Here is a 24,482-nt window from a genome sequence, read left to right on the forward strand (position 1 = left end):
ATTTCAGGGATATTCTTAGTGCTTATAGAGAAAATTAAGAGATAAGAATAAACCTAGGGGGATAGGTACGATGACGAATAAAGTGAAAATGAGCTCAGCAGAACTCGGTGCCTTATGGACAACCTACAACAAAAAAACAATGATTATGAGGATATTGGAGTACTTTATCGCAAAATCGGATGATCAAAAAGCTAAAGACCTCATGTCAGGGTTATGGAAACAGCTTGATGTAAAAGTCAAAGAGATTAAAACGATGTTACACAATGAAGGGGCAGTACCACCCGTTGCCTTTACTATGGAAGATGTGAATCTGGAGGCACCGAGGTTATATGATAATGGATTTGATATCATGTTCTGTCGAATCTTAAAGGAAATCAGCATGGGAATGTATGTACTCCATATGACGATTTCTTATCGTGAAGATATTGTTAAACTTTATAAGCAACTGACAGAAATAACCCAGTTTTATTATAATCAGTTCACACAATATCTTCTGGAAGAAGGGCTGTTGCCACGGCCAACGTTTGTTAACATGCCAAAATCGGTAGATGATTTAGATGACAAATCCTATTTGAAAGGGTCCAATCTTTTGAGGAGCAAGCGGGATCTAAATGTGGTGGAGTTTGGACTTCTCTATCATGCAGTTGAGACCAATATAACCGGAATGCAACTGATGACAGGATTTGCCCAATGTTCAAAGGATAAAGAAATAAAGAAATACTTTATAAAAGGGAAAGAGCTTTCAAAAGAAATATTAAATGAAACAGTGGATATCCTCCTTCAGAGTGATATTCAACCACCAGCGACACCAGGGGGGACGATTACAAGTTCAAAAGAAGCTCCATTTTCGGAAAAGCTCATGTTGTATTGTACATACCTTTTGTGCAGCTTTAGTATAGGAGGGAATGGTTTTGGAGCGGGGCTTAGTTTGCGTAATGATTTGAATGTGAAATTCGGGATATTTGGAAAGGATACTTATGAATTCATGCGAGAAGGTGTTAAAATCATGATTTCTAACGGCATGATGGAAGAACCACCTCGAATGGATATTAATCATTTAAATCATTAGTAATCTCTTGAAGTTTTACTTTATTAGTAAGCAAAGGATAAGTACTAGGAGGAATATCAATGGAAACCAATCATCACCCTAAATTAACGTCTACTGAAATTTCAAATCTTTGGACAACTTTCCAAGGCGGTACGATGACTATATGTGGTGTGAAGTATTTTTTAGCAAACGTTAAAGATAAAAGTATCCGTGATCTCTTACAGTATTCGTTAGATTTTACTAAAAAACGTCTTCAAACCATTACCCAAATATTAAATGCTGAAAATTACCCTATTCCAGTTGGTTTTACTGAACAAGATGTGGATACAGAGGCCCCTAGGTTATTTTCTGATTCCATGATTCTATTTTATATGTTGAATATGGGAAGGCTTGGTCTTACTGGAGAAAGTCTGCTATTCTCACTTTCAGCACGGGATGATATTGCGGCTTTCTACTCGGAATGTGTCACACAATCGAAAGAGCTTGTAGACAGGGGAAGAAAACTGGCTATCGATAAAGGTATTTTTATTCGTCCCCCTTACTTACCAACCCCGAATCAGGTGGATTTCGTAAAGAAACAAAGCTTCTTAAATGGTTGGTTGGGAGACCGCAGACCTCTTTTAGGAATTGAAATCGCTAACCTTGTGTACAATTCCGAAAGAAATGCGCTTGGTGAAGCTTTGATAACCGGATTTAGTCAAGTTGTGAGATCTAAGGATGTTCGTCAATACATGTTAAAGGGAAGAGAAATTTCAGGAAAGCACTTCGAGATATTCAGCTCAGTTCTACATGAGGAGCATCTGTCGGCAACATTAAATATGACCTCGGAGGTAACGGATTCCACGGTTCCTCCATTTTCTGATAAATTAATGATGTTTCACATTGCAGGGCTTGTCGCGTCTGGGATTGGCCAATATGGAGCAGCCACGTCAGTTAGTCCAAGGCGTGATTTAGGAATGATGTACACTCGGCTAATGGCAGAAATTGTGAAATACTCGGAAGATGGAGCCAATATTATGATTGACAATGGTTGGATGGAGCAACCCCCAATGGCAGCGGACCGTGATGAATTAGCTAAAAGAAAAGGATAAGTGTATGGAGAAACTCTTATGGAGTATTGCATTCCCTGGGTTTGGACAATTATTAAACGGCAGATATATAAAGGGGATTATGATCATCGCATTGGAAATCCTAATTAATGTGCAAGCCAATTTTAATACAGCGATTATTGCTAGTTTTCAAGGGGACATTTCAAAAGCGATTCAAGAAACGAATGATCAATGGCTAATGTTTTACCCATGTTTATATTTCTTTGCCATCTGGGATGCATATAAGGATGCAGGGGGAGGAGAAAATCCTTATTCCTTTCTTCCGTTTGTTTTTGGAGCCTACTTCGTAACGGTGGGATTAATTTTTTCCTCGAATTTGAAATTGTTTGGTGTATTGGTTGGTCCCGTTTGGCTGCCAATGCTTTTTTCAATTCCAGGTATAGGAGTCGGATTGTTATTAAAAGAAACAATATCTAAAATTAGAAACCATTAAGCTGATAAGGGTCTATCCTATCAGTTTTTTATTTTCTTTAGGTTTTCATTAGGAATATAAAAAAAAACCATAGATAGGGGACACGTGCATTAACTCCATGTTCTCATGCATAAAATTAGATTCTTGTGCATTGACTAGTCATTTTCGTGCACAAAATCAAAAAGTTATGCATTACCACATTTAAGAAAAGGAAGATAATGATTTTTCTTATGATGAAGTAAACTAGAATGATTAATTGTTTGAATTCTAAAGGAAAAACAACGAATGAGTGATAAATTTAATCAAAGTTAGTGAAAAAGAAGAACATATTAATCAGGGGAAATCGTTTTTGGTGTAGTAGGAAAAAGCCAAATAAAGAGAAACGCTATTTATCAATATTTCTAAAATCAAATTGAGCTGTCTGATTGTAGATAGATGACTTATCAGACAGCTCCTTCCTTGCATTGACTTAAATTATATAAATGTTTAATTTAGTATTCCGAAATGCCTATTATACTACTTAAGAAATCTTCTTTAATTCCTCTGTTAAACGTAGGAATTCTTTCTTGTTTCTGTTCTGTAATGACTGGTCGATTTTCTGTTGGATTTTCTCTTTTCGGAAATCAAAAAGTGCTTTGTCTAACACCATTTCAGCAAATAGAGAATCCATAGCATTTACCTCGTGTTGTGGTGAATTGAGCAATTTCTTTTCCATGAAAAATCAACTCCTTGACCTTTTTTCTATTATACTAACCATTTTCGTAATATTCAAAACATTTGTTTTGGTAATTTGATACATTCACGAAAAAATTTTGGGGTCAGCATTTAGAAATATTATTAGAATGGTATGTATGATAACCAAAAGAGGGGGCTATCCGAATCAAATATTATTTTAATTATCAAATAGCTGTCCAAAATAATATGACAAAGAACAAAAAGTCCTCAGCCATTTATCGGTAGTAAATGACTGAAGACCTTTTATACGAGGTTTTATGACCATACTTTGTTGAAAATAGTCCTCCGTTAGCATTATAAGCATTATATTATTTATAGTTTTTTTCAACAAATGTCCAAATTAGAAAAATGAAACTAGATGTACCAACTACAATAAAAAAACTATTCGTAATAAGATGAAAATCCAATTCATGAATAGTTTTGTCAACTTCACCATTATGAAGAGTCAAACCCTTGTATTCGAGCGCAAAGTAAGAGATGATGATTCCGATAAAAAAACCACCTAATAAAGAAATCCAACCTTTTATAAAAGGAATCCTCCCTTTTTTCTATATAATATTCCTAGGATTTTTGATGGATTCCGGTTGAATTAAAGCCCACGAGTCGATTTAGGAAGGGAATAGTTAAGCAATTCTTCATAATAATTATTAGGATTGCTTATTTTGTTTTCAACAAAAAATTTCGCCATTGTTGAATCTCAGCAATATAGTCACTTTCCGACAGCTGGTATTCTCCATTATACATTGTTGAACAAGCATTATACTTTATACTACCTTCTACCTTGAACGTCTCAGTTTGCAAATCGACTACCCCCAAAAAGCATCTATGAGGCTGTCAAATCGATAACAACGGATTTTCATGCCCTCAAAGAGCATCTATGAGGCCGTCAAATCGACATCCGAGCATTTTCACGGTCCCGAACTCTCTTCTGAATACCAAATGTCAACTTTCATATTAATTCTGTATTCAAAGTAAACACCATTATATAAACAGACGTCTTCTTTGATTAGATTACTCTTTGAATTTATCGGCTGCTTAATTCCTGATTTTGAAAAATATTCCACTAAACCTATAAAACAGATGTTATGATATTGTTTGTGCTACAAAGTACAGAGAGATTTTTGAAAATAACCATATCATTATAGTAGGTGAAGTCATGGAAATTTTAAAGGAAGTATTGGAGTGCCGGCTTCAACATGAAGGGCTTCGTTCGGTGATTCCAAGTGTTGAGGACTGTAGGCGCAGGCTCGTTTATGAGCAGCAAGATCGGCTTTTAGAATGGCTCGTTTTTGAAAAAGAGAATCGGAATTATGGTTGTTTGATTGAGCATCAAGCCGATCAAATGAAAATATTGTCTGACAGCACAACTATTGAACAATGTAAGTCGTATGAAGGGGAGGCACAGGCCCTTTATGAGATAGGTGATGTGTTCTTTAATCCTGAGCGAAATCGACATTTGTGGCCAACCTATATGAAGAAAAATAAACGGTTTGAGGCCTTTCAAACTTATTTAGAAGTTTTTGCTATTTTAAAAGATTCTGAGGATATACTGACGTCTATACAGGTGGATCAGGAAGAAGCTGAATTTGTTGTGGCGCTTTTTGAGAGATTGCGGGACTTTTATGAAATAGGGAACGATTCATCAAGCTTATTATTGTGGAGAGAGACCAAGCATCTCTGTATAAATAAGTGGCTTAAAGACTTGCATTCTGCATTTATCATTTTCCGAAAGCTTACAAAGCTACCTTTCCAAAAAGCACATAAGCTTGGTGTCTCAAAAGTAAGATTGATGACAGGGGTGGGGTGGCGTTGGCTCCATTGGCAGGTCTACACTTATTGGCATGATGAATATTTTTATTTGTTCAGTCGTTTGAAATCAAACCCGGAAGATTTTGAAAAAATGGAGCAAACCTTAATGAACAAAACGAGTCATGCAGTATACCCACTATTCCCAATGGGGGCTAAGGTCTCTGAAATGACGCTTTCATGTGATCGTGAGTCTTTCCGTTTTCCAAAGGAGGGGGACCTATGATTCTTACATACTTTTTAATTTTACTTGGAAGTATCCCGATGGTCATGTTTCTATTTGCAGTTATTGAGCATCGTCATTATCATATTCTTTTTCGCCATTTGCTCGTTTGTGCTTTGGTGTGGCTTGTTGTATACGGAATAGCGACTGTAATCAATCTTCAATATTGGTTCGACTACCAATTGACGTTTTTGCCGAAGTGGGAAGAAGTGAAGATCATGATGTTTGTCGTGGCTGGACTTTTTGTGCTTGTGTTTTTAGTAACAAGCATTATAAGCCTTATACAGCGTACTCCAGTTCGAGAATGGATGGGGAACCATGGAAAGCTTTATCTCGTAATTGGCTCTTTATGCTTTAATATCCTAATGATTTTTATTTTCATTATGCCGGCGGGGCAAAAGTATGATTATAGTGTGATTCTAGATCGCGCGCAGGAGCAATTTGAGGAAGTGGAGCCTTCTGAAGATAATCCGGTTGCGGCCGTCTTAGCTGCATCCCAGCAAAACTGCTTATCAAGCTCATCGACCTGCCGAAACTCAAGCTATGATAATCTAGTGATGGTCAAAAACTTTGAGGATCACGATCTGCTGGTGGAAATGGAAATTGCCTTTTTAAACCGTGAAAAAGAAGTGATGGAGGTCTTCGAATTTGGTCCCATTTATTTAGAAGCAGGGGAAGCCGTACCTGTGGTTTCTAAAAGTGAAGGAGAAAAATCCAGCGCCTGGGACCGTTGGACGAACTATACAGAAGACCATACCGCTTTTATTCAATATCGATATCGGTGGAAGTCTGAACCAAGGAATTAGGCATCCTAACGAAAAACGGACTGCCCTTAAAATGGCAGTCCGTTTTTTTACCCTTATTTAATATCCCAGGTTGAAATTAAACCTTAATCTCACATTGTGGATTCCAGTCTACCTCCCACAAATTATTTCAAGCAAATAGACTGATAAGATTTCCATCAGGATCCTTTACAATCGCATATCGCTGCCCCCAAAAAGCATCCCAAGGTTCACGGTGGCCCTCATATCCGTGATCCACTATCTTCTTATACAAATCATTGAGTGAGTCCTTGTTTTTACATAAAAACGCTAACTCAATTCGATGACCAGCAGGTTCTTCCCAGCCACCATATATTTCATGAATCATATCCTGTGTGTCAAAAGCTAAGCGGACGCCATCTTGATTCACTTCGACATGCTGTTCCCCATTCATATTTTCCGGAATTGAAAATCCAAGAACCCGATAAAAATCTAATGCTTTTTTCATATCCTTCACGACAATCCCTACCATATCTAATTTAATACTCATTGGTTCCACTCCTATCAATCATTATCGTCTTACTAGGTTCAATGAATAGATTACCTTTATTAGCTGCATTTGTATTGTAAAAAACGGACATTAATTGGAATCATACGTAAATAGTTTAGAAGGTGATAGGCCGTAAAGATGTTTAAAGCTTTTGATAAAATGAGGTTGATCATAATAGCCATATTTTAATGAAAGTTCACTTAAATGAAGCTGAGGCTTCAGATATAGTTCTTGCAGTAGATTTTGAAATCTAATGATATTTACTAATTCTTTGGGGCTGACTCCGAACTCCTTTTGAAATCTCCTTCTTATATGCCTTTCACTGAAACTGAGCTCTTCCGATAATGACCGAATTGAAACCATTCCCTTATGGAAAAACATATACTGCATACTTGTTTCCAGTAAGTCATCTTTTTTTGCTTCATTCAACAATAGGAACTTCAGTAACGTTGATTCAATCTTTTCGATTATTTCTGATGTTCGAGAAGATGAAAGGATATCTTCAACAAGATAAGCACTATCATTTCCCCAAATATCTTCTAGAAAAACCTGATTTCCTATAAACTCAGAAACAGGATAGGTAAAAAAAAGATGTGCTGTATCTATAAAAAAGCGAATACCGAATAACGAACAGTTTTGAGAAAGGTTCATCACTTCAAATTGGGTCATCAACCCTGTAGCAAAGGCACCTTTAGATAAAGAAGGTGATTTCAAGTCAAAAATAATATCCACACAGCCATCTGGTATAATACGATGCAATTGATCTATATGCGAGGCATTGAACTCAACGGTCCAATAGCAAGCAATATAAGATTCCAGACTCTTAGATGGGAAATATTCTCGATATCGATAATTCGAGTTTACTAGTCCATGTTGTAGTGTAGGGGGTTGTAAAGGATGAAAAAGTCGCATATGGTTTCACACTTTCTATACGGTTATTATTAACTTTACCAGAAAACCACCAACTCCCATACGTCGTTGTATTATTTTTTACCAACTTTTATTTTGAAAAAACATCAACGTTTTATGGGGATCATTATTGTTAATATTTTCAATGAGGCATATTATTAAGTTAAAAGAAAGGAGATATGTATATTGATTTTGAAGCATCGCTATGAGCCGGTAGAATTAAAGATTATGAGATCTTTAAATGTTCGAATGAATCTAGCAGCCAAAGACGAAAATTACTATTTAAACCTTGAAAAAGGCTATGAAGGTGAGCGAAAGTTTGACGAATGGATCAAGAGCTTTTCAGATGACTACCTTGTTCTAAATGATTTATTACTAGAATATAACAACACTTTATTTCAAATCGATTCATTGATGATTTCCTCAAATAAGATTTCCCTTTTTGAAGTAAAAAATTATGAGGGTGACTTTTTTATCGAAGCAGATAGGTGGTATTCGATATCAAAAACGGAAATAAAGAATCCTTTGCTTCAATTGCAACGAAACGAATCCTTATTTCGACGATTACTTCAGGAACTTGGATTTGCTTTTCCCATTGAAGCCTATCTTATCTTCGTAAACCCCGAATTTCAACTCTACCAAACACCTCTAAATCTCCCTATTATTTTTCCGTCACAGCTTAATCGCCTTATGGATAAAATAAAAAAGAAACCCTCTCGTTTAAAAGATGTACATTCAAAATTAGCGAAACAATTACTATCTCTTCATTTAAAAGAACCCCCTTATAATCGGTTACCTGAATACCACTTTGATCAACTTGAAAAAGGGATTGCTTGTCCATTGTGTCATAGATTTTATCATCACCTTACGAAAACAACCCTACTATGTACTAGCTGTGGTGGAAGCGAAGAATACCCTGTTGCAGTATTACGGAACGTGGAAGAGTTTAAGCTTCTTTATCCAAATGGAAAAATTACCATTAACCATATATATAAATGGTGTAGCCTCATTAAGGACAAAAGAACCATTCGAAAAGTTCTTTCAAACCATTTTAAACTAATTAGACAAGGTAAATCCTCTCATTATGTGAAAAATGATTAATTAGTTCAAACAGAATTCCCCCAAACTTAGTTCCTTTACTACTTTTGAATAATATCTACTTTTTGATACCGTGATTTCGGCTCTTGTTCAATTTCACGGTATTATTCGTATTTTTTTATGCCTTCAATCGGATTCTGCGCAATTTTTTGGTAGTTATCAATTTTTAATGCTGTCATTTCAGCATTTGCGTTGTAACATGTCACGAAAGCTCTCTATTCGAATCTTCAAATTTGCATTCGAGGTATAACATGTCACGAAAGCACTCTATTCGGATCATCAAATTTGCAATTCAGGTATATCATGTCACGAAAGCACTCTATTCGGATCATCAAATTTTCATTCGAGATTTATCATGTCACAAAAGCACTCTATTCGGATCATCATGATTGCATTTGCGTTGTATCATGTCACGAAAGCACTCTATTCGGATCATCATGATTGCATTTGCGTTGTATCATGTTGCGAAAGCACTCTATTCGGATCATCGTGTTTGCATTCGCGATGTATCATGTCACGGAAACTCTCTTTTCGAATCATCAAATATGCATTCGAGATTTATCATGTCATGAAAGCACTCTATTCGAATCATCATGATTGCATCCCAGCAGAATCACGTAACGAAAAGCTTCAATTTAATGCCGTCATATCGCGATCTGACAGAATCATGTCATAAAAGATTACTATTAGTACGTCATACCGCCATCTACACAGAATCACACCAAAAATCCTCATGTAATGTCATCATTGCCCTATCCATCCTCACAATTTAATAAGCTTGTACTCCCCTAAAATTAGGATGATCCCATTCCTCTAAAAATATTGAAAGCGTTTCTGCAAAATAGTATCTTAAAAAATGAGAATGGCAAAAGAAATTAACCATAGCGGTAAGGATTTGATTAGTGGAATACAGGTTAACCAGACTATTCATCTACAACCGTATCAGTCCATGTGGGTTAAATTATAAGAGTACTGTATAAGGTTGTTCCAAAACCAAGGGGCTTAGAGACGAGAAGAAATCATTAAACTGCCTCCTATCTGGTGGTAAGCCCCTTTTGGAACAGCCCGGTTATTTATAGGAACTTGAAAGGAAGGTACAGATCAAATGAAAGTTCTCGTTGCAATCGATTCGTTTAAAGGAAGTGTTTCTTCTGTTGAAGCGAGTAAAGCCGTTTCATTAGGAATACGAGACGTTTTTACCGATGCGGAAATTTTGTCTGTACCTCTTGCTGACGGTGGCGAAGGAACGGTGGAAGCATTGGTTCATGCAGCAGATGGACATGTTATCAAACAAAGAGTTACTGGATCATTAAACCAGACTGTTGATGCAGAATACGGTATTTTAAGTGATGGAAAAACAGCCGTTATTGAAGTATCATCTGCTTGTGGCTTGCCGCTTGTTCCTATCAAGCATCGTAACCCCTTGATAACGACTACTTATGGTGTTGGCGAACTAATTTGTGACGCGATCGAAAGGGGATGCCGCCATTTTATCATCGGGCTTGGGGGAAGTGCCACCAATGATGCTGGGATTGGGATGTTGCAGGCACTTGGTTATAATTTTTTAGACAAAAATGGGGAATCGGTTGGTTTGGGAGGGGGAGAGCTGCGGCGTATTCGAAAAATTGATACCACTCATGTTCACCCTGTCTTGAAGTCGTGTACCTTTAAAGTGGCTTGTGATGTTACGAATCCTCTTTATGGACCAAATGGAGCAACCTATGTATATGGTCCCCAAAAGGGAGCAACACCTGAAATGTTGGAAGAGCTTGATGCAGGAATGGAAAGCTTTTCACAGGTTGCTTTTCATAAAATAGGGTTGGATATCCAAAGCATTAATGGAGCAGGAGCGGCAGGGGGACTTGGAGCTGCCTTTGCAGGGTTCTTACAAGCTCAACTTCAATCAGGAATTGAGCTAGTCATGGAATTAGCGAACATTGAAGAGAAACTGGGGCATGTCGACTTTGTTGTGACAGGTGAAGGGAAAATTGATGGGCAAACCTCAATGGGAAAAGCACCTCTTGGTCTATCAAAGCTTGCTCAAAAACACGGTATCCCAGTGATTGCACTTGCCGGAGCTATTTCAGAGAAAGGTTCTACTTTGAATTCACAGGGAATCACTGCTTTGTTTTCCATCATGAACGAACCGATGTCTCTAGAAGAGGCAATGGCTAAAGATGTCACTTCTGATCATTTACGCTTTACTACTTGTCAGTTATTTCGGTTGATTCGAGCCATTAGATAAGGAATCGAATGTAATGCTCATACCATCCCTTTACGAATCCACTTAGTTGTAAGTAAAAGCTATTAATCTTTAGGTACACCATTCCCATGTCCGAACGAAATAGTCATCTATCATTTGGGGTGTCAGCAGCAAGCGCAAGCTCTTAGGCCTTCGAGATAGAAACAAAGCCATCTAGAAAGGGAAAGGAGCCTTTCTGGGTGGCTTTGTTTTATGTTTGTCAGAGGCAGACAGGACATGGAATTACAAGCCGTTTATCCTTTATCACCTTCCCCTTTTCTTGCATGTAACTAAGTCTTACCATTGTATTAATATTCGAAATATAATATAAATATAGACAAATTCTGCTATATTGAATTATAATAAAAAAATGAAAATAGAAAATGATTCCGCATTTTGGAAAAGGGAGTTTTTAGTAGGGGAAAAGAGCCTTTAATGTAAGCGTTATCTTAGAGGGGTAACGTAGATAACAAAAGGGGGATATACAGCTTGGATCATATTATGGATTTGATTGGAAAGATTACAGGGTTTATATGGGGACTTCCAATGATGCTGTTATTATTGGGGGGAGGGCTATTCCTAACGGTTCGTTTAGGGTTTTTTCAATTCCGTTATTTTCCTCATATTCTTAAACAAACATTTGGAAAGATATTCAGTAAACCGGATTCATCTGAAGGATCATTGACACCCTTCCAAGCGGCTACTTCTGCCTTAGCTTCTACCGTTGGGGCAGCGAATATTATTGGAGTACCAGTTGCCATTGCGTTTGGTGGACCTGGGGCCATTTTTTGGATGTGGGTTGTATCATTAATAGGAATGGCGGCTAAGTATTCGGAAGTCGTATTAGGGGTTAAATATCGACAAAAAAATGAATATGGTGAATGGGTTGGGGGCCCTATGTATTACATAGATAAAGGTTTAGGGTGGAAGCCTGTCGCATCTTTTTTTGCGTTTGCCTTAATGATGCAAATCGCGGCGAGTACGATGGTGCAATCTAATTCGCTAGCCACAACAGTAGAAGGAGCTTTTAACGTTCATCCAGCGGTAACAGGAATAGTGGTCATGTTGTTTATCGGAATCATCGTTTATGGTGGGATCTCACGAATAGGAAAAGTTGCGGAGAAGTTTGTCCCAATTATGGTTGGAATTTATATTACTGGCTCCATCATTGTTGTTTTTTCAAATGCTTCAGCTATTCCGTCCGTGTTTTTACTGATTTTTGAACATGCTTTCACACCGGTTTCTGCTGCAGGGGGATTTGCTGGTGCAGGTGTAGCGGCAGCTATCCGCTGGGGGTTAGCAAGAGGGGTTTATTCGAATGAATCCGGGATGGGAACAGCCCCGATCGCCCATGCGACGGCAAAAATTGACCACCCAGCTAAACAAGGATTTTGGGGTGTTTTTGAAGTGGTTGTCGATACATTAATCATTTGTACAATGACGGCAATCGTTATTTTAAGCACCGGGGTTTGGAAAGATACAGCACCTGAGCAAGCTTCAACGATGGTGACAGAAGCATGGGGTCAAGTATTTGGGAATGAAATTGCCGGGTCCTTCATGACGATTTCTTTATTTTTCTTTGTCCTTTCGACCGTTGTCGTCATTATTTATTATGGGGAAAAACAAGCAGAATACTTGTTTGGTACGATGTTCTCCAAAGTAATGCGGTTCGTGTATGTGGCGGCGATTTTTATCGGAGCGATTGGCGGACTAAAGTTAGTGTGGCAGTTCCTCGATATTTTATTGGCATTTGTCATTATACCGAATGTCCTTGCGCTTTTATTTCTAAATAAAGAAGTTAAGGCTGTGACGAACGATTATTTTCAAAACATTTATAAGAAGAAGGATTCTTCATCTTCGTCTGATTCGTTCACTAAAAAGGCGCAATAGTGGTCAATATATGAATTCGTTTGTTGAATATACCTATGATAGAATAGTATTATAACTGTTTATTAAGAATAGGAGAAAATGCGAATGGTTCAATCGATTGACCGTGCCATGCAAATCATTCAAATTCTAATTTCCAATCCGCATAAGATGGATTGGTCGATCACAGAATTAGCAGAACAAACAGATTTACCCCTAAGTACGATGCATCGCTTGTTGAGTTCGTTAGTGGACCATGGACTTGTTATGCAAAACCCAACTACTAAGCATTATAAAGCAGGGTACTTATGGATGGAGATAGGGTTAAAAGTTCTTGACAGTATAGACTTCCGAACGGCTGCCCTTCCTGTGATGGAAAGTTTGGCTATGGAAGTGGAAGAAAGTATTTATTTAAACATCCAGGATGGAGCCCATGGTATCACGATTGAAATTGTTGACAGTCCATTGAAGGTCCGAATTGCAGAAACCCTCGGTATACGCAGTCCTTTATATATTGGGGCACCAAATAAGGCTATATTGTTCTATTTAAATGATGAAGAAAGAGAGCAAATATACCGCAGGCTTGATTTAACAAAAGAAGTTAAGGATGCTTTAAAGACACAAATTTCTGAAGTTCGAAAAGTTGGTTATGCTATCAGTGAAGGGGAACGAACAGAAGGGACTTCTTCCGTTGCTGCTCCGGTCTTTGGCTATGCAAATAAAGTGCTGGCAGCAGTCAGTATTAATGCCCCAAGCTTTCGTTTTACTGAGGACCGCCTTCCTGTCTTAATTGAAAAAGTGAAACAAGCAGCCCAGGATATATCGGTAAGAATAGGAAAATTCCATTAAAGAATGCCTCCAGGTTTTTAATGCTTTGGAGGCATTTTTTTTTTTGAAAATGAAACTAAAAACAAGTGACAAAAGGGTCTAAATGGATTATATTTTAACTACAAACAAAAATAGAAAACGTTTCCGTAATTCGGAAAAATCGTAAGGGGTGACAGGGATGTATCATCAGCTCAAGAAAATGGATATAGCTGAACAAGCCGAATTTTTAACGCGTTATTTGGTTGGTATCCAAAGTATTAATGGGACCAAAGGGGAAGTCGAGGTGGCGGAATCTATTCTGCAAGTCCTTCAAAGCTTCCCATATTTTCGGAAGAATCCCGAATTAGTATGGGAACAGTTTATTCCAAACGATACGGTAGGTAGGAAAAATATCTTTGCTCTTGTTCAAGGTAAGAAAGCATCCAATAATACTGTAATTTTCCACTCCCATATTGATACGGTTGGAATTGAAGATTTTAGTCATTTAAAATTTGCTGCTTTAAATCCGGATATTTTGGAAGCATTTTTTTCCACATATGAACTTGACAAGGATGTGCAAGCCGATGCCAGGTCAAGGGATTGGATGTTTGGAAGAGGTTCTGTTGATATGAAAAGTGGGGCAGCTGTCCACCTGGCAAATATCCTGTATTTTACCGAACATGTTGATGAGCTTCCAGGCAATATCCTTTTGATGTTTAACCCGGATGAAGAAAGTCAGCACAAGGGGGTTATTTCGGCTATTTCGGAGTTGAAAAGATTGAAGGATGAATACAGATTAGAATATGTATCGGCCATCAATAATGATTTTATCACTCCACTTTATGAAGGAGATCCTCACCGATATATTTATACGGGAGCTGCAGGTAAAATTCTTCCTAGCTTTTATATATATGGTCGTGAATCCCATGTGGGAGATACGCTTTCAAGCCTTGATCCAAACTTTGTTGCAGCAGAAATTACACGCCGTATTCACAATAACTTAGAGCTGGCAGAAAACATTAAAGGAGAACTGACACTCCCTCCGACATGTCTGCAGCAGCGTGACAATAAAGAGTTTTATACGGTCCAGACAGCTACAAGCAGCTATTTGTACTTTAACTTCTTTCTTTATGAAGCATCGGCTAAAGAAGTAATGAATAAACTGATCGAGATTACAAAAGAAGCGTGTTTCGATGCCGAGTATCATTTATATAAACAGTACCAGGAATTTTTAAACCGTACAGGCTTGCCAGGAAAGGAACTTTCGTGGCACATCGAGGTCACATGTTTAGCGGATTTTATAAATGAATTAGAGGAAAAAGGGATTCAAGCTGTTCAAACGGCAAAAGAAGTACATGATACACATCAGGATATGGAGCCAAGAAAGCTTTGCTTCAAAATTGTAGAAGCTTTACAAGATCTAGACCCAGAAAAAAAGCCAAGGGTGATTATTTTCTTTGCTCCTCCTTATTTGCCGCATAATTATTTGAATGAAGGAAATCAAAGAGATGAGAACCTTCTGAAATGTATTGAAGCAGTTTTAGCAGACATGGAACAAAAGACGGGTGAACAATTTGCTTTGAAAAAGTTCTTCCCGTATTTGGCAGATGGCAGTTTTCTTTCCTTGCACGAATCAGATGAAGAACTAAGGTCGTTAATTGATAACTTCCCTGAATGGGAATCCATTTACCCGGTCCCTGTAAGAAGCATTCGTGAAATGAATATTCCTTCCATAAATATGGGGGTTTATGGGAAAGACGGACATAAGTGGACAGAGCGAGTCTATAAACCGTATACCTTTCATGTCCTTCCTGAACTCATTCGTAATACTGCCATAAAATTATTAGAACAGGAAGAAATCACTGTGTTAAATGCATAAAAAGAATTACCCTTCATGTAAAAAATCTGATGGGGACTCAAGTGATCGATTTAAATGTTCGGAAGATAAATGGCTAGTTTATGAGTGGTGTAAGGTTGTGCATAAGGGTAAAAAAAACGGGCGTATTACCTGAATTAGGGTAAGCGCCCGTTTTGGTGTTAAAACCGAAGTTAAAAAATAAGGATATGTACAACTTGATAAATAAACCGAAGTTTTACCATCATCCTAAAGTTGTAGGAAACCTCCTTCCATTTATCGATTCCTGAATTTTATTAAACCTTTACAATGAAGAGGAAGAAGTAAGGAGACTACATTCAGTTTGGTAGAGTGAGGCTTTGATAAGATTTTTGAGAAAAGGAAGTGGAACCTATGAAACTAAACCATATCAATCTTACGGTCACTAATGTAAATGCAGCACGAGAGTTCTTAGAGAAATATTTCGACCTGCAAACTAAGAGCACACATGGCGATTCTTTTGCCGTAATGACGGACGAAGACGGATTGTTGCTTGCCTTGATGAAAGGGACCGAGGTCAACTATCCCAAATCCTTTCATATAGGTTTTTTTCAAGAGAGTAAAGAGCGAGTAAATGAAATTAATCAACGCTTGAAGGATGATGGATTTGATGTGAAACCACCAAGAATGGCTCATCGTTGGACATTTTATGTTAAAGCACCCGGCGGATTCATGGTGGAGGTTCTCAATTGAATGGAGCACCATTCTATATCGTACTCGTTTATTTATTCGAGGATGTTTCTAAGGATATGTAATAAAAATTAAAGTGAAATTTAGATAAAATGCACCTTACAGAGTAACCTTTTTACTAGTGATCTATAAGGTGCTAAGATCCATTAACTATTAGAGTCAGGATTTTCGGATCCCTCCAGAACCTTTGTTTCTTGTGGCTGCTCCTCCTCTGTTTTCGGTTTTTCTTCTGATGGTTTTATCTGTTCTTTATCAGTTAGGGGATGCTGTGGTTCTATAGGTTCTTCTGGTTTTTGAGCTGATGGATCTATTGCCGCTTCCTTTTCCTGAACAGGTGGAAGGGAAGGGTCATTTATTGCTTTTTCTGTTTCACTGGCTGTGCTTTCATCCTCTATTGTCTCTGTGTTTGTGTCTGCCTTAGCAGGAGGGGGTGGCTTTACTGTAGCCTTAAGCTTTTCTTGATCCACGGAAAGGATGAAAGGCTCATCGATATAGGAGTTTAAGGCTGTTAAATCGTATTCAATTTGTTTTATAGTACAGTCGTTCTGTCGCTGACTGATTTTATTTGGGGGACTTGTAAAGCTTTCATTAGGATGTAACGTTTTACTGATTACATCTGTTCCGCCATTTTTGCTTATCAGTTCTAGACTAAAAGGAATATCGATCGTCGAGATGTTCTGGATCGTTACCGTGCTGCTTACTTGACAATTTTCCCCGTATTGAATATCCCCTTTCATCCGTAACAAATCAGAAGTCGTTGCATTTGTTATGACACCTGAAGCTGAACTCTCTGATGTGAACCAAGCATACGTACCATTCCTCGCCAAGGTGAAGGTTAAGGAAGTGAGGAAAATTAATCCAGCTATTAACGCGAATCGTAATTTTTTTTGGTTCATCTTAACTAGTCTCCTTTTGCAAGGTATAAGTCCGTTTCCCGTGAAAAGTAGTACGTCTCGATTGTAAGTAACTGAACCACACCTTTTTAGTACATGCTTAACTAAATGGTACATTAGGAACTAAATTCTGTAAATTGGGGTAATTAAAAAAAATCCGATTATTTTCGACAAAGGCACTGCCGAAACCTGTGCGCCATGCTTTTGCTAATAGGGTCTTTAGTTGGGGTTATAAAACAATGAAGAGGACAATAAAATTTCGTTGGGAGGATATATAGGTCCAACTAACTGCAATTGTGAAAGTTATCATCTACTATACATCAGATAATTTGAACTTATTTGCTTTAATACGAGTATAAACCACAACTTGTAAAAAACTCCGTTTGTATTAGGGAAAATTATTTAGTGAAATAAGACTACCAACGACAAAATTAATTCATTCTCTTCACTCTCCTTCTTTTATTAGACTTTCGCTCTTCAGCTTAAAGGTTTCTAGAATTTTCTTGTAGATCTCTCCTGTTTTCAGGGGGGATCTTTTTATGCCTACCTATTTATCGCTCTTAATGATTACTAGTTAATCTTTCAAACCTCAATAAGTCTCTTATTAACTCATATGTTTTATTGCAAAATAAACTAAAGACAATATTTCTAAAAATTATGACAATATTTTGATTGTGAAAGCGTTTTATTCAATATAGTCTTGATTATGTACTAGTACAATAACGTGTGAAAGTCCTTCCAAGGGTGTTCTGCGTGTGAAGGTTACAAGTCAAATAGCATCCAAAGCATTCTTGCTTAATAAATGTGTGACCTACGCTCCATAACCTAAGGGGGGTGGAAAGGTTGTGATTTATTACTCAATGGATTTTGTTTAACTCATGGTTTTTTAGAGTCTATTAAAATTAAAGGAGGTTAAGTCATGGGCAAAGATTATTTAAAAAGAGCATTTTCAGTTTTTCTTGTATTTATGTTAGTACTCCCATTATCACTGCCGAATTTTGTTTCGCCCTTACATGCTAAAGCAACAAAGTCCAATCCTTTGGTTAACATTGCAACAGGGGGAAACAAAATGAATGAAAGCGAAGAACTGCCAGGAAATAACGAACCTTCTGTAGACATTAATGACAATCGTCTTGAAGAAGGTGATTTTGACATTATTCAAGGGGACGGAACCCTCACATATAACGACGATGGCTCCGTCACTTATGGTGTTACTTCTAATGGAAAAAATAAAATCGTCTACAATCAGATGGAAGAGATTAAGAATGGTATTTTTGAAGCTGATATTACTTCAGATACGAACTTGAATCGCTTTGGTTTTATTTATCGTGTTCAAGATTCTTCTGCTTACACTTATGTAGGGACAGGTGATCAGAACGATCAGTATTTTGGAGAAATCTTTGGCCCTAAGAACAGTTGGACATCGATGACAACAGGTGTGCCATTAAAAGCTGATCAAACCTATCATTTACGCGTGAAATTTATTGATGATGGGGCTACATTATACATTGATGATGAAAAAATGGGTTCTTGGACACAGCCTGAAGGAGTTGACGCTCCTGGCTTACTTGGGCTAGAAAAGAGCCGTGGTGCAGCTAACATTACGATTTCAAATGTCAGAATTAATGAATACACTCCACCTGAGCCTCCTAATAAGCAACCAGTTCCAGAAACGTTAAGTTCGGACTATATGGATGTCGTGATTGATGAAGTATTTCCTCGCGTGATGGAATACCGAGTGGGAGACAAAGTCATGAATGGGCAAGTAGCTCCTGTTTACGGTTTAAAAGTAAATGGGATGCTGTACTATCCTGACGTAATCTTTGAAAAGGTTAGTGATCATAAAGCTATTTACGTATTAAGTGTTAAGGATCCATTTGAGGGGCTTGATGCTAAATTTACACTTTCTTTAAAAGTGGATAATAATAAAGTTATTTATAGCTTTGAAAAGATTCATAATGGCGGTAGTGCAACCATTGAAACGGTTGAATTTGCGGACATGAACTTTATTTCTGTAAATTCCAGTCAAACAAACGCGAAAGCCAAATTAACGAATCTTAGCAGTGATGTCACGAAGAAGGGTGATGTCGATGTAACAGTTGACTCGTCTATGGACAAGATCGGAACATCAGATAGCTATTATACGGCTTTCTTGTCAACGGATGAATTGAGTGCCGGTGTATGGTCGAGTTCAGAAGTAAATGGCTACCGTAACTTAGTCGCTAGTCGCTTTGAAAATGAAAATGGCGCGAAAGCAATGGGGATAGGCTCTAGTAAACTCTATTACCATCGGGAATTCATGCCTGAGCCATCCTCTAATCCACCTATTGTAAAAATTGCGATTGCAGAGGATTTGAATAAGGATGATAAGGTTGACTGGCAGGATGGGGCAATTGCATACCGTGATATCATGCAAGATATTCCTGGTTCAGAAGATGTCAATAATAATGTAGCCACACGTATTGCCATGAATTTTGGATCGCAAGTACAACATCCATTCCTTAAAACATTAGATAATGTGAAAAAGGTAGCCCTTGCAACAGATGGATTGGGGCAGGCTGTGTTGTTAAAAGGGTATGCCAATGAAGGTCATGATAGCGGGCACCCGGATTACGGTGATGCGGGTAAACGTATGGGCGGAGCTAAGGGTTTGAATAAGCTTGTGGAATCAGGGCATAAATTCAACGCTGAATTTGGCGTTCACATTAACGCTCAAGAAACGTACCCTGAAGCCGATTCTTTCAGTGAGAACTTAATTAACGGTCCAAATGCGAAAGGATGGGGCTGGTTAGACCAATCTTATACAATCAATAAATTAAAAGATTTATATTCAGGCTCACGTGCTAAAAGATTGGATCAATTAAAAGAAGCAGTACCAAATCTTGATTTCATCTATTTAGACGTATGGTATCAAGATCAATGGGAATCGAATCGAGTGGCAGAGCAATTGATCGATAGAGGCTGGAGAGTGACCACCGAATTTGGTACATCTATTGCCAATTATTCAACATGGCAGCATTGGGCCACAGATAAGAACTATGGGGGACCTACTCATAAAGGAATTAACTCGGAAGTTCTTCGCTTTATTAGTAATCACCAAAAGGATTCGTGGGTATTAAATTGGCCTGAAGCCGGTGGAACGGCAGACCATCCGTTACTTGGCGGATATGAATTAGCTGGTTTTGAAGGCTGGCAATCGGATAAGAATTTTGACAATTTTATCAAAATGACCTTTGATACCAACCTACCAACGAAATTCTTGCAAAAATATTATGTAACCAATTGGAATACGATTGAAGGCGATCCTCAAAAAACTAACCTGGAACAAGAAATTAAATTAGCAGATCCAACTAACGGAGATGTTGTAAAAGTCACACGGAAAAAGAATTCCAGAGAACGGATCATTACTCTTAATGATAACGTTGTCCTTGATGGACGTAAGTATTTGATTCCATGGATAGAACAGGATTTTGAATCGCCAACTCCTGATTCTAAAAAACTGTATCACTGGAATTTGGAAGGTGGAGAATCGACTTGGACCCTTCCAGATGAATACAAAGGTGTCAAAAAAGTTTATGTGTACAAAGTGACTGATCAAGGCAGATCCGATAAGAAGAAAGTGAAGGTTGTCGATAATCAAATAACATTATCAGCTGAGCCTGCAACTCCTTATGTCGTGGAAGCGGAAAAAGAAAAAGGATTGCAAATTGAGAATTGGAGCTCAGGTGCTCATGTTTACGACACTAGTTTCAATGCTGGAACAATAAAAGATAAACATACAAAGGTTAAAGGAGATAAAAAAGCTGTAAGAGTCATCAGAACAGACCAAACTGGAAGCAATCGTGATCTAAGCAGTGGTGACTACTACTTAGATATCAACAAACCATCCAAAGACACAAAAGTTACACGAAAGATTACCGATTTGAAACCAGGAAAAGATTATGTAGCAGAAGTATATGTCGAAAACAATAGCGATGTTAAAGCTTCAATTGAAGTAACCGGCGGCGTTAAGGACGTAAGCAATTACACGCTTCGCAGCCTGCAAAAGAATTATGTACAGGCAGATTCACATGCTACAAATGATGGATACAATAGTAAAATGCAAAGAATGCAAGTATCGTTTACAGCAGAATCGGATACAGCTAAAATCACTTTCAGCCGTGAAGCAGGAGAAGGAAATACGAAATTCGATGATATTCGGGTTATTCAAAAAACGTTGACAAACCATGTTTCTAAACGGGTATTTGAACAAGACTTTGAATCAGTCGTCCAAGGGATATACCCATTTGTTATTGGGAATACAGAAGGTGTATCAGACAACAGAATCCATTTGTCTGAATTGCACGCTCCTTATACACAAAAAGGTTGGGCCGGCAAAAAATTAGTCGACGATGTCCTAGGTGGCAATTGGTCGGTCAAAGTGAATACTGGTAACAAAGGTTTAGTGTATCGCACTATTCCACAACACTATCATTTTGAACCGGGCGTCACCTATAAAGTAACCTTTGACTACCAAACAACAGCCGACTCCTATCGCTTTATATCAGGAGATCAAGAAATTGATGTTCGCGAAATTAGCGATGCCAAAGGATTAAGAGCAAATGAACGACTTCCTGCCTCTAGCAATACCAATACAGCAGAGTTCACGGTAATAGGCTCTGATAACGGGCAAACGTATATTGGGATTTTCAGTGATGGCACTAGTTTGAATGGGGACACAGGCGCAGGCACATTTATATTAGACAATCTTCGGATCGAAAGACTAGATTGATGGTATGGAGTCAGACTCTGGCAGATAATTCCCCAGGAAATGATGTTAATCGACAACGTTGATGCAAAGAACTAGTCTAACATAGAGTTCCCTTTATATAATAAAAGAAAACTCGAAACCTAAGACATTACTGTTTTAGTTTTCGAGTTTTTTGTTTATAGGAAATAAGGGAATAAATGATGTTTGTTGAAACCCTGAAAAAGTGAAGCGGTAAAAATGAGGTCGTGAAAATCCAGAAAAGCGAAAATGAGGTCCTCAAAGGAGTCGTATGAGGTCGCGAAAATCCGGAAAAGAAGGAATGAGGGTCTCAAAAGGCGGTAGGACCCTGAAAAAACACAAAAATAGAACTTTAAGATGATCCAAATCTATTACCAACATTAAAGCTATGAAGGAAGAGAAAGCACCCTACCTTTATGTCCCATCTTGCCTTATGCTAATCGGGAGCATCCGCTTTTTATTCTCTTCTATTTTTTACCTCTAGCCATCAAAATTTTCTTCCTTGCTTCTTTACGGTATTGGGAGGGGGTTTGATTCGTTGTTCGTTTAAAGGCTTGTGTAAAAAAAGATTGCGAAGAGAAACCGGTAATTTCAGCAATGGCGGCAATAGTGTAATCGGTTGTATCTAAGAGAATTTTTGCTTCTTTGATCCGGACTTGGTTCAAATATTCAATAGGTGAAATGCCCATATCCTTTTTAAAGGTGTGAGCTAAGTAATATTTATTGATGTGACCCGCTTCTGCCAATGCATCCAGTGTAATCGCGTCACGATAATTTTGGTTGATATAATATTTGATGAAAGAGACCGCTCGATTAATATTTTTTGGTTCGGTTTTTTCGATGGTAAAGTTTTTTCCACGCCTCAGTTTGACAATTAGGATTTCGATAATGTTTTGGCAGATGATTTCATAATCTTCCTTATTATTCTGAACTTCATCTAGTAATTTATTAAGATAGAAAAAAATATCCTCACGATCTCCTTGGTATGTATACAACCCCATTTGTGATTCTTTTTCTTCTGCAAGCGAGAAAGAAAACCCCTCAATTCCGAGTGCAATGTATTCGAGTGAATCCTGGCTATTCGATCTCTCTGTATGCTCAACATTTGGATTGATCATCACCAAATCATTTTCTTTCACCGGAATTTCATGCGTTGGCAAAATAAATGATCCTTTTCCTTTTACAATATAAAAAAGCTCTGTAAAGTGATGGGTATGCTGTGTGCTGTGCCAGCCTTTATCATATTCTGAACGCGTTATATACAGGAGTTTAAACGGCATCTTTTTAGTAGGAAAATCTTTTACTTTATAGACTTTATAGGATATTTCTTTCACCTCCATTTTTTCAGAATATTCCTATAACAGTTATTTTATCAGGTGTTATACAAAAAGCAATATAGCTAAAAACCTAAACAAGATGTTTATTGTAAAAGCAATTACCCTAAATGTACAAAAAAGAGACATTTCATTATATTGAGTATGGAAGGATCTCTCTTAAAGGGAACCGATATTGCTAGTCTTATTGTTCATAAATTTAATGGATTCCTTTTTCGATAGTTACCTACCTCCATTCAAGCGTTTATAGCTTGAAATGGTGTAACGTAAAACACTGAATTAATCGTGTGAACCAAATCTTTAAATACTGGATTCATAACAGCACCCTTTACTATTTTCACTAACCTTGTTATGAATGTTGAAGCTCGAAATAATCGATTGAAGATTTCGATTATTACATATACTATTAAACTAAATCTAATATCCGAGGTGTTAACAATGGAAACAGGTAAGAAAGAAACAATAACCGTTGAAATAACAGTTCATGCAGCAGTTGGTAAAGTGTGGGAATATTGGACAGAACCAGCGCATATAAAGCAATGGTCTAACGCTTCTGATGATTGGCATGCGCCGATTGCAGAGAATGATTTACGTGTTGGTGGCAAATTTCTTACACGAATGGAAGCGAAGGATGGAAGCTTCGGGTTTGATTTTGCTGGCGTTTATGATGATGTGAGAAACCATGAGTATATTTCATACACGATGGGCGACGGTAGGAAAGTTGAAATTACGTTTGTTGGTCAGGATAGCGATACGAAAATAATAGAAACTTTTGAAGCTGAAGACACTAATTCCATTGAGATGCAGAAAGCAGGATGGCAGTCGATTCTAGAAAATTTTAAAAAGTATAGTGAAGCTGCTCAATAAGATTTGGATCTGTTTTGTTAAATTGCAAAAAGTTGAATAGGAGATTTACCGTAGGGAAATCTCAAGAAATCGTATTTTACTTCGTTCAGGAAGATATTGATGAGAAATTACCACCTAATATTATTTTACTGAGAGCAACATTACCGAAAAATTGGGAAGAGTATAGGGATAAAACGGCAACGATTTTTAAACAGAAAACGAGGGCTACAGTACAATTAGTTCCGAATACTACACATATGCTACATTGGGACAAACCTGAAGAAGTAGTACAAAAAATTAGGAGGAATTGGACTTGTTGTGCTTCGGTGGTCCAATGACTAAGGCTATTCGACAAACCACAGGTCATCACGGTGAACTATATTTAAGAACCTAAATGAAGAGAAACCAGTTCCTAATCTTTACAGGAACTGGTTTCTCTTTATTTATATTATGCTCTAAATCTATTAATAGTAGACAAAAGGCAACGCATA

Annotated in this window: 20 protein-coding genes and 1 pseudogene; 15 read left to right on the plus strand and 6 right to left on the minus strand. The window is 37.7% G+C overall.

The annotated features are described in order from the left end of the window. Positions 1 to 70 precede the first annotated feature (70 nt). Genes JOC86_RS09625 through JOC86_RS09635 form a run of 3 tightly spaced genes read left to right on the plus strand, consistent with a single transcriptional unit; the run spans position 71 to position 2,590 of the window. A complete protein-coding gene (locus JOC86_RS09625) occupies positions 71 to 1,069 on the plus strand; it encodes a DUF3231 family protein (protein ID WP_205171345.1) in 999 nt (332 codons plus the stop codon). A 59-nt stretch (positions 1,070 to 1,128) separates the two neighbouring features. Then, positions 1,129 to 2,139, plus strand: a complete 1,011-nt coding sequence (locus JOC86_RS09630; protein WP_205171348.1) for a DUF3231 family protein — start codon at positions 1,129 to 1,131, stop codon at positions 2,137 to 2,139. A gap of 4 nt (positions 2,140 to 2,143) precedes the next feature. Beyond that, on the plus strand, positions 2,144 to 2,590 hold the full coding sequence (locus JOC86_RS09635) for a hypothetical protein (RefSeq protein WP_205171350.1): 447 nt from the start codon (positions 2,144 to 2,146) through the stop codon (positions 2,588 to 2,590). 499 nt (positions 2,591 to 3,089) lie between these two features. Here the strand turns inward: JOC86_RS09635 and JOC86_RS09640 are convergent, their stop codons facing one another. After that, positions 3,090 to 3,284 (minus strand): IDEAL domain-containing protein, encoded by a 195-nt coding sequence (locus JOC86_RS09640; RefSeq protein ID WP_205171352.1) that lies wholly within the window; start codon positions 3,282 to 3,284, stop codon positions 3,090 to 3,092. A gap of 677 nt (positions 3,285 to 3,961) precedes the next feature. After that, positions 3,962 to 4,105: a hypothetical protein gene (locus tag JOC86_RS09645; protein WP_205171354.1), complete on the minus strand. Its 144-nt coding sequence runs from the start codon at positions 4,103 to 4,105 to the stop codon at positions 3,962 to 3,964. Positions 4,106 to 4,460: 355 nt separating this feature from the next. Between JOC86_RS09645 and JOC86_RS09650 the strand changes: the two genes are divergently transcribed. Beyond that, positions 4,461 to 5,336: a hypothetical protein gene (locus JOC86_RS09650; RefSeq protein ID WP_205171356.1), complete on the plus strand. Its 876-nt coding sequence runs from the start codon at positions 4,461 to 4,463 to the stop codon at positions 5,334 to 5,336. Further along, entirely contained in the window at positions 5,333 to 6,139 is an 807-nt protein-coding gene (locus JOC86_RS09655; RefSeq protein WP_205171358.1) for a hypothetical protein, read from the plus strand. Before JOC86_RS09650 ends, JOC86_RS09655 begins: the two co-directional genes overlap by 4 nt. Before the next feature lie 127 nt (positions 6,140 to 6,266). Here JOC86_RS09655 and JOC86_RS09660 read toward each other — a convergent pair whose 3' ends face one another. Together JOC86_RS09660 and JOC86_RS09665 are read right to left on the minus strand one after the other, a co-directional pair. After that, entirely contained in the window at positions 6,267 to 6,644 is a 378-nt protein-coding gene (locus JOC86_RS09660; protein WP_205171369.1) for a VOC family protein, read from the minus strand. Between the two features lie 90 nt (positions 6,645 to 6,734). Beyond that, positions 6,735 to 7,556 carry a response regulator transcription factor gene (locus JOC86_RS09665; RefSeq protein ID WP_205171371.1) on the minus strand — a complete coding sequence of 274 codons (822 nt, stop codon included), beginning with the start codon at positions 7,554 to 7,556 and terminating at the stop codon, positions 6,735 to 6,737. Positions 7,557 to 7,739: 183 nt separating this feature from the next. Here JOC86_RS09665 and JOC86_RS09670 point away from each other — a divergent pair, with 183 nt between their 5' ends. The 7 genes from JOC86_RS09670 to JOC86_RS09700 all read left to right on the plus strand — a co-directional run bounded on the left by JOC86_RS09670 (position 7,740) and on the right by JOC86_RS09700 (position 16,153). After that, positions 7,740 to 8,654, plus strand: coding sequence for a nuclease-related domain-containing protein (locus JOC86_RS09670; protein WP_205171374.1), 915 nt, complete (start codon positions 7,740 to 7,742; stop codon positions 8,652 to 8,654). Between the two features lie 508 nt (positions 8,655 to 9,162). Further along, positions 9,163 to 9,327: a hypothetical protein gene (locus tag JOC86_RS09675; RefSeq protein ID WP_205171377.1), complete on the plus strand. Its 165-nt coding sequence runs from the start codon at positions 9,163 to 9,165 to the stop codon at positions 9,325 to 9,327. Between the two features lie 429 nt (positions 9,328 to 9,756). Continuing rightward, entirely contained in the window at positions 9,757 to 10,896 is a 1,140-nt protein-coding gene (locus JOC86_RS09680; RefSeq protein WP_205171379.1) for a glycerate kinase, read from the plus strand. A gap of 486 nt (positions 10,897 to 11,382) precedes the next feature. After that, positions 11,383 to 12,783, plus strand: a complete 1,401-nt coding sequence (locus tag JOC86_RS09685) for an alanine/glycine:cation symporter family protein (RefSeq protein ID WP_205171381.1) — start codon at positions 11,383 to 11,385, stop codon at positions 12,781 to 12,783. Between the two features lie 84 nt (positions 12,784 to 12,867). After that, positions 12,868 to 13,608 carry an IclR family transcriptional regulator gene (locus JOC86_RS09690; protein WP_205171383.1) on the plus strand — a complete coding sequence of 247 codons (741 nt, stop codon included), beginning with the start codon at positions 12,868 to 12,870 and terminating at the stop codon, positions 13,606 to 13,608. Between the two features lie 157 nt (positions 13,609 to 13,765). After that, positions 13,766 to 15,445, plus strand: a complete 1,680-nt coding sequence (locus JOC86_RS09695; protein WP_205171385.1) for a M20/M25/M40 family metallo-hydrolase — start codon at positions 13,766 to 13,768, stop codon at positions 15,443 to 15,445. Positions 15,446 to 15,814: 369 nt separating this feature from the next. Then, positions 15,815 to 16,153 carry a VOC family protein gene (locus JOC86_RS09700; protein WP_205171387.1) on the plus strand — a complete coding sequence of 113 codons (339 nt, stop codon included), beginning with the start codon at positions 15,815 to 15,817 and terminating at the stop codon, positions 16,151 to 16,153. 143 nt (positions 16,154 to 16,296) lie between these two features. Here the strand turns inward: JOC86_RS09700 and JOC86_RS09705 are convergent, their stop codons facing one another. Next, on the minus strand, positions 16,297 to 17,046 hold the full coding sequence (locus tag JOC86_RS09705) for a hypothetical protein (protein ID WP_205171389.1): 750 nt from the start codon (positions 17,044 to 17,046) through the stop codon (positions 16,297 to 16,299). Between the two features lie 916 nt (positions 17,047 to 17,962). Between JOC86_RS09705 and JOC86_RS09710 the strand changes: the two genes are divergently transcribed. After that, on the plus strand, positions 17,963 to 21,814 hold the full coding sequence (locus JOC86_RS09710; protein ID WP_205171391.1) for an endo-alpha-N-acetylgalactosaminidase family protein: 3,852 nt from the start codon (positions 17,963 to 17,965) through the stop codon (positions 21,812 to 21,814). 464 nt (positions 21,815 to 22,278) lie between these two features. On the opposite strand, the gene JOC86_RS09715 is transcribed toward JOC86_RS09710, so the two are convergent. Continuing rightward, on the minus strand, positions 22,279 to 23,136 hold the full coding sequence (locus JOC86_RS09715) for a helix-turn-helix domain-containing protein (RefSeq protein WP_205173476.1): 858 nt from the start codon (positions 23,134 to 23,136) through the stop codon (positions 22,279 to 22,281). A 447-nt stretch (positions 23,137 to 23,583) separates the two neighbouring features. Between JOC86_RS09715 and JOC86_RS09720 the strand changes: the two genes are divergently transcribed. Together JOC86_RS09720 and JOC86_RS09725 are read left to right on the plus strand one after the other, a co-directional pair. Then, the gene (locus JOC86_RS09720) at positions 23,584 to 24,012 is read left to right on the plus strand and encodes an SRPBCC family protein (protein WP_205173477.1); all 429 of its coding nucleotides are present in this window, start codon (positions 23,584 to 23,586) and stop codon (positions 24,010 to 24,012) included. 92 nt (positions 24,013 to 24,104) lie between these two features. Beyond that, positions 24,105 to 24,329, plus strand: a pseudogene (locus tag JOC86_RS09725) (alpha/beta fold hydrolase); the annotation flags it as partial. Positions 24,330 to 24,482: the final 153 nt, after the last annotated feature.

The sequence above is a fragment of the Rossellomorea pakistanensis genome (genome assembly GCF_016908495.1).
Taxonomy (GTDB): Bacteria; Bacillota; Bacilli; order Bacillales; family Bacillaceae_B; genus Rossellomorea; species Rossellomorea pakistanensis.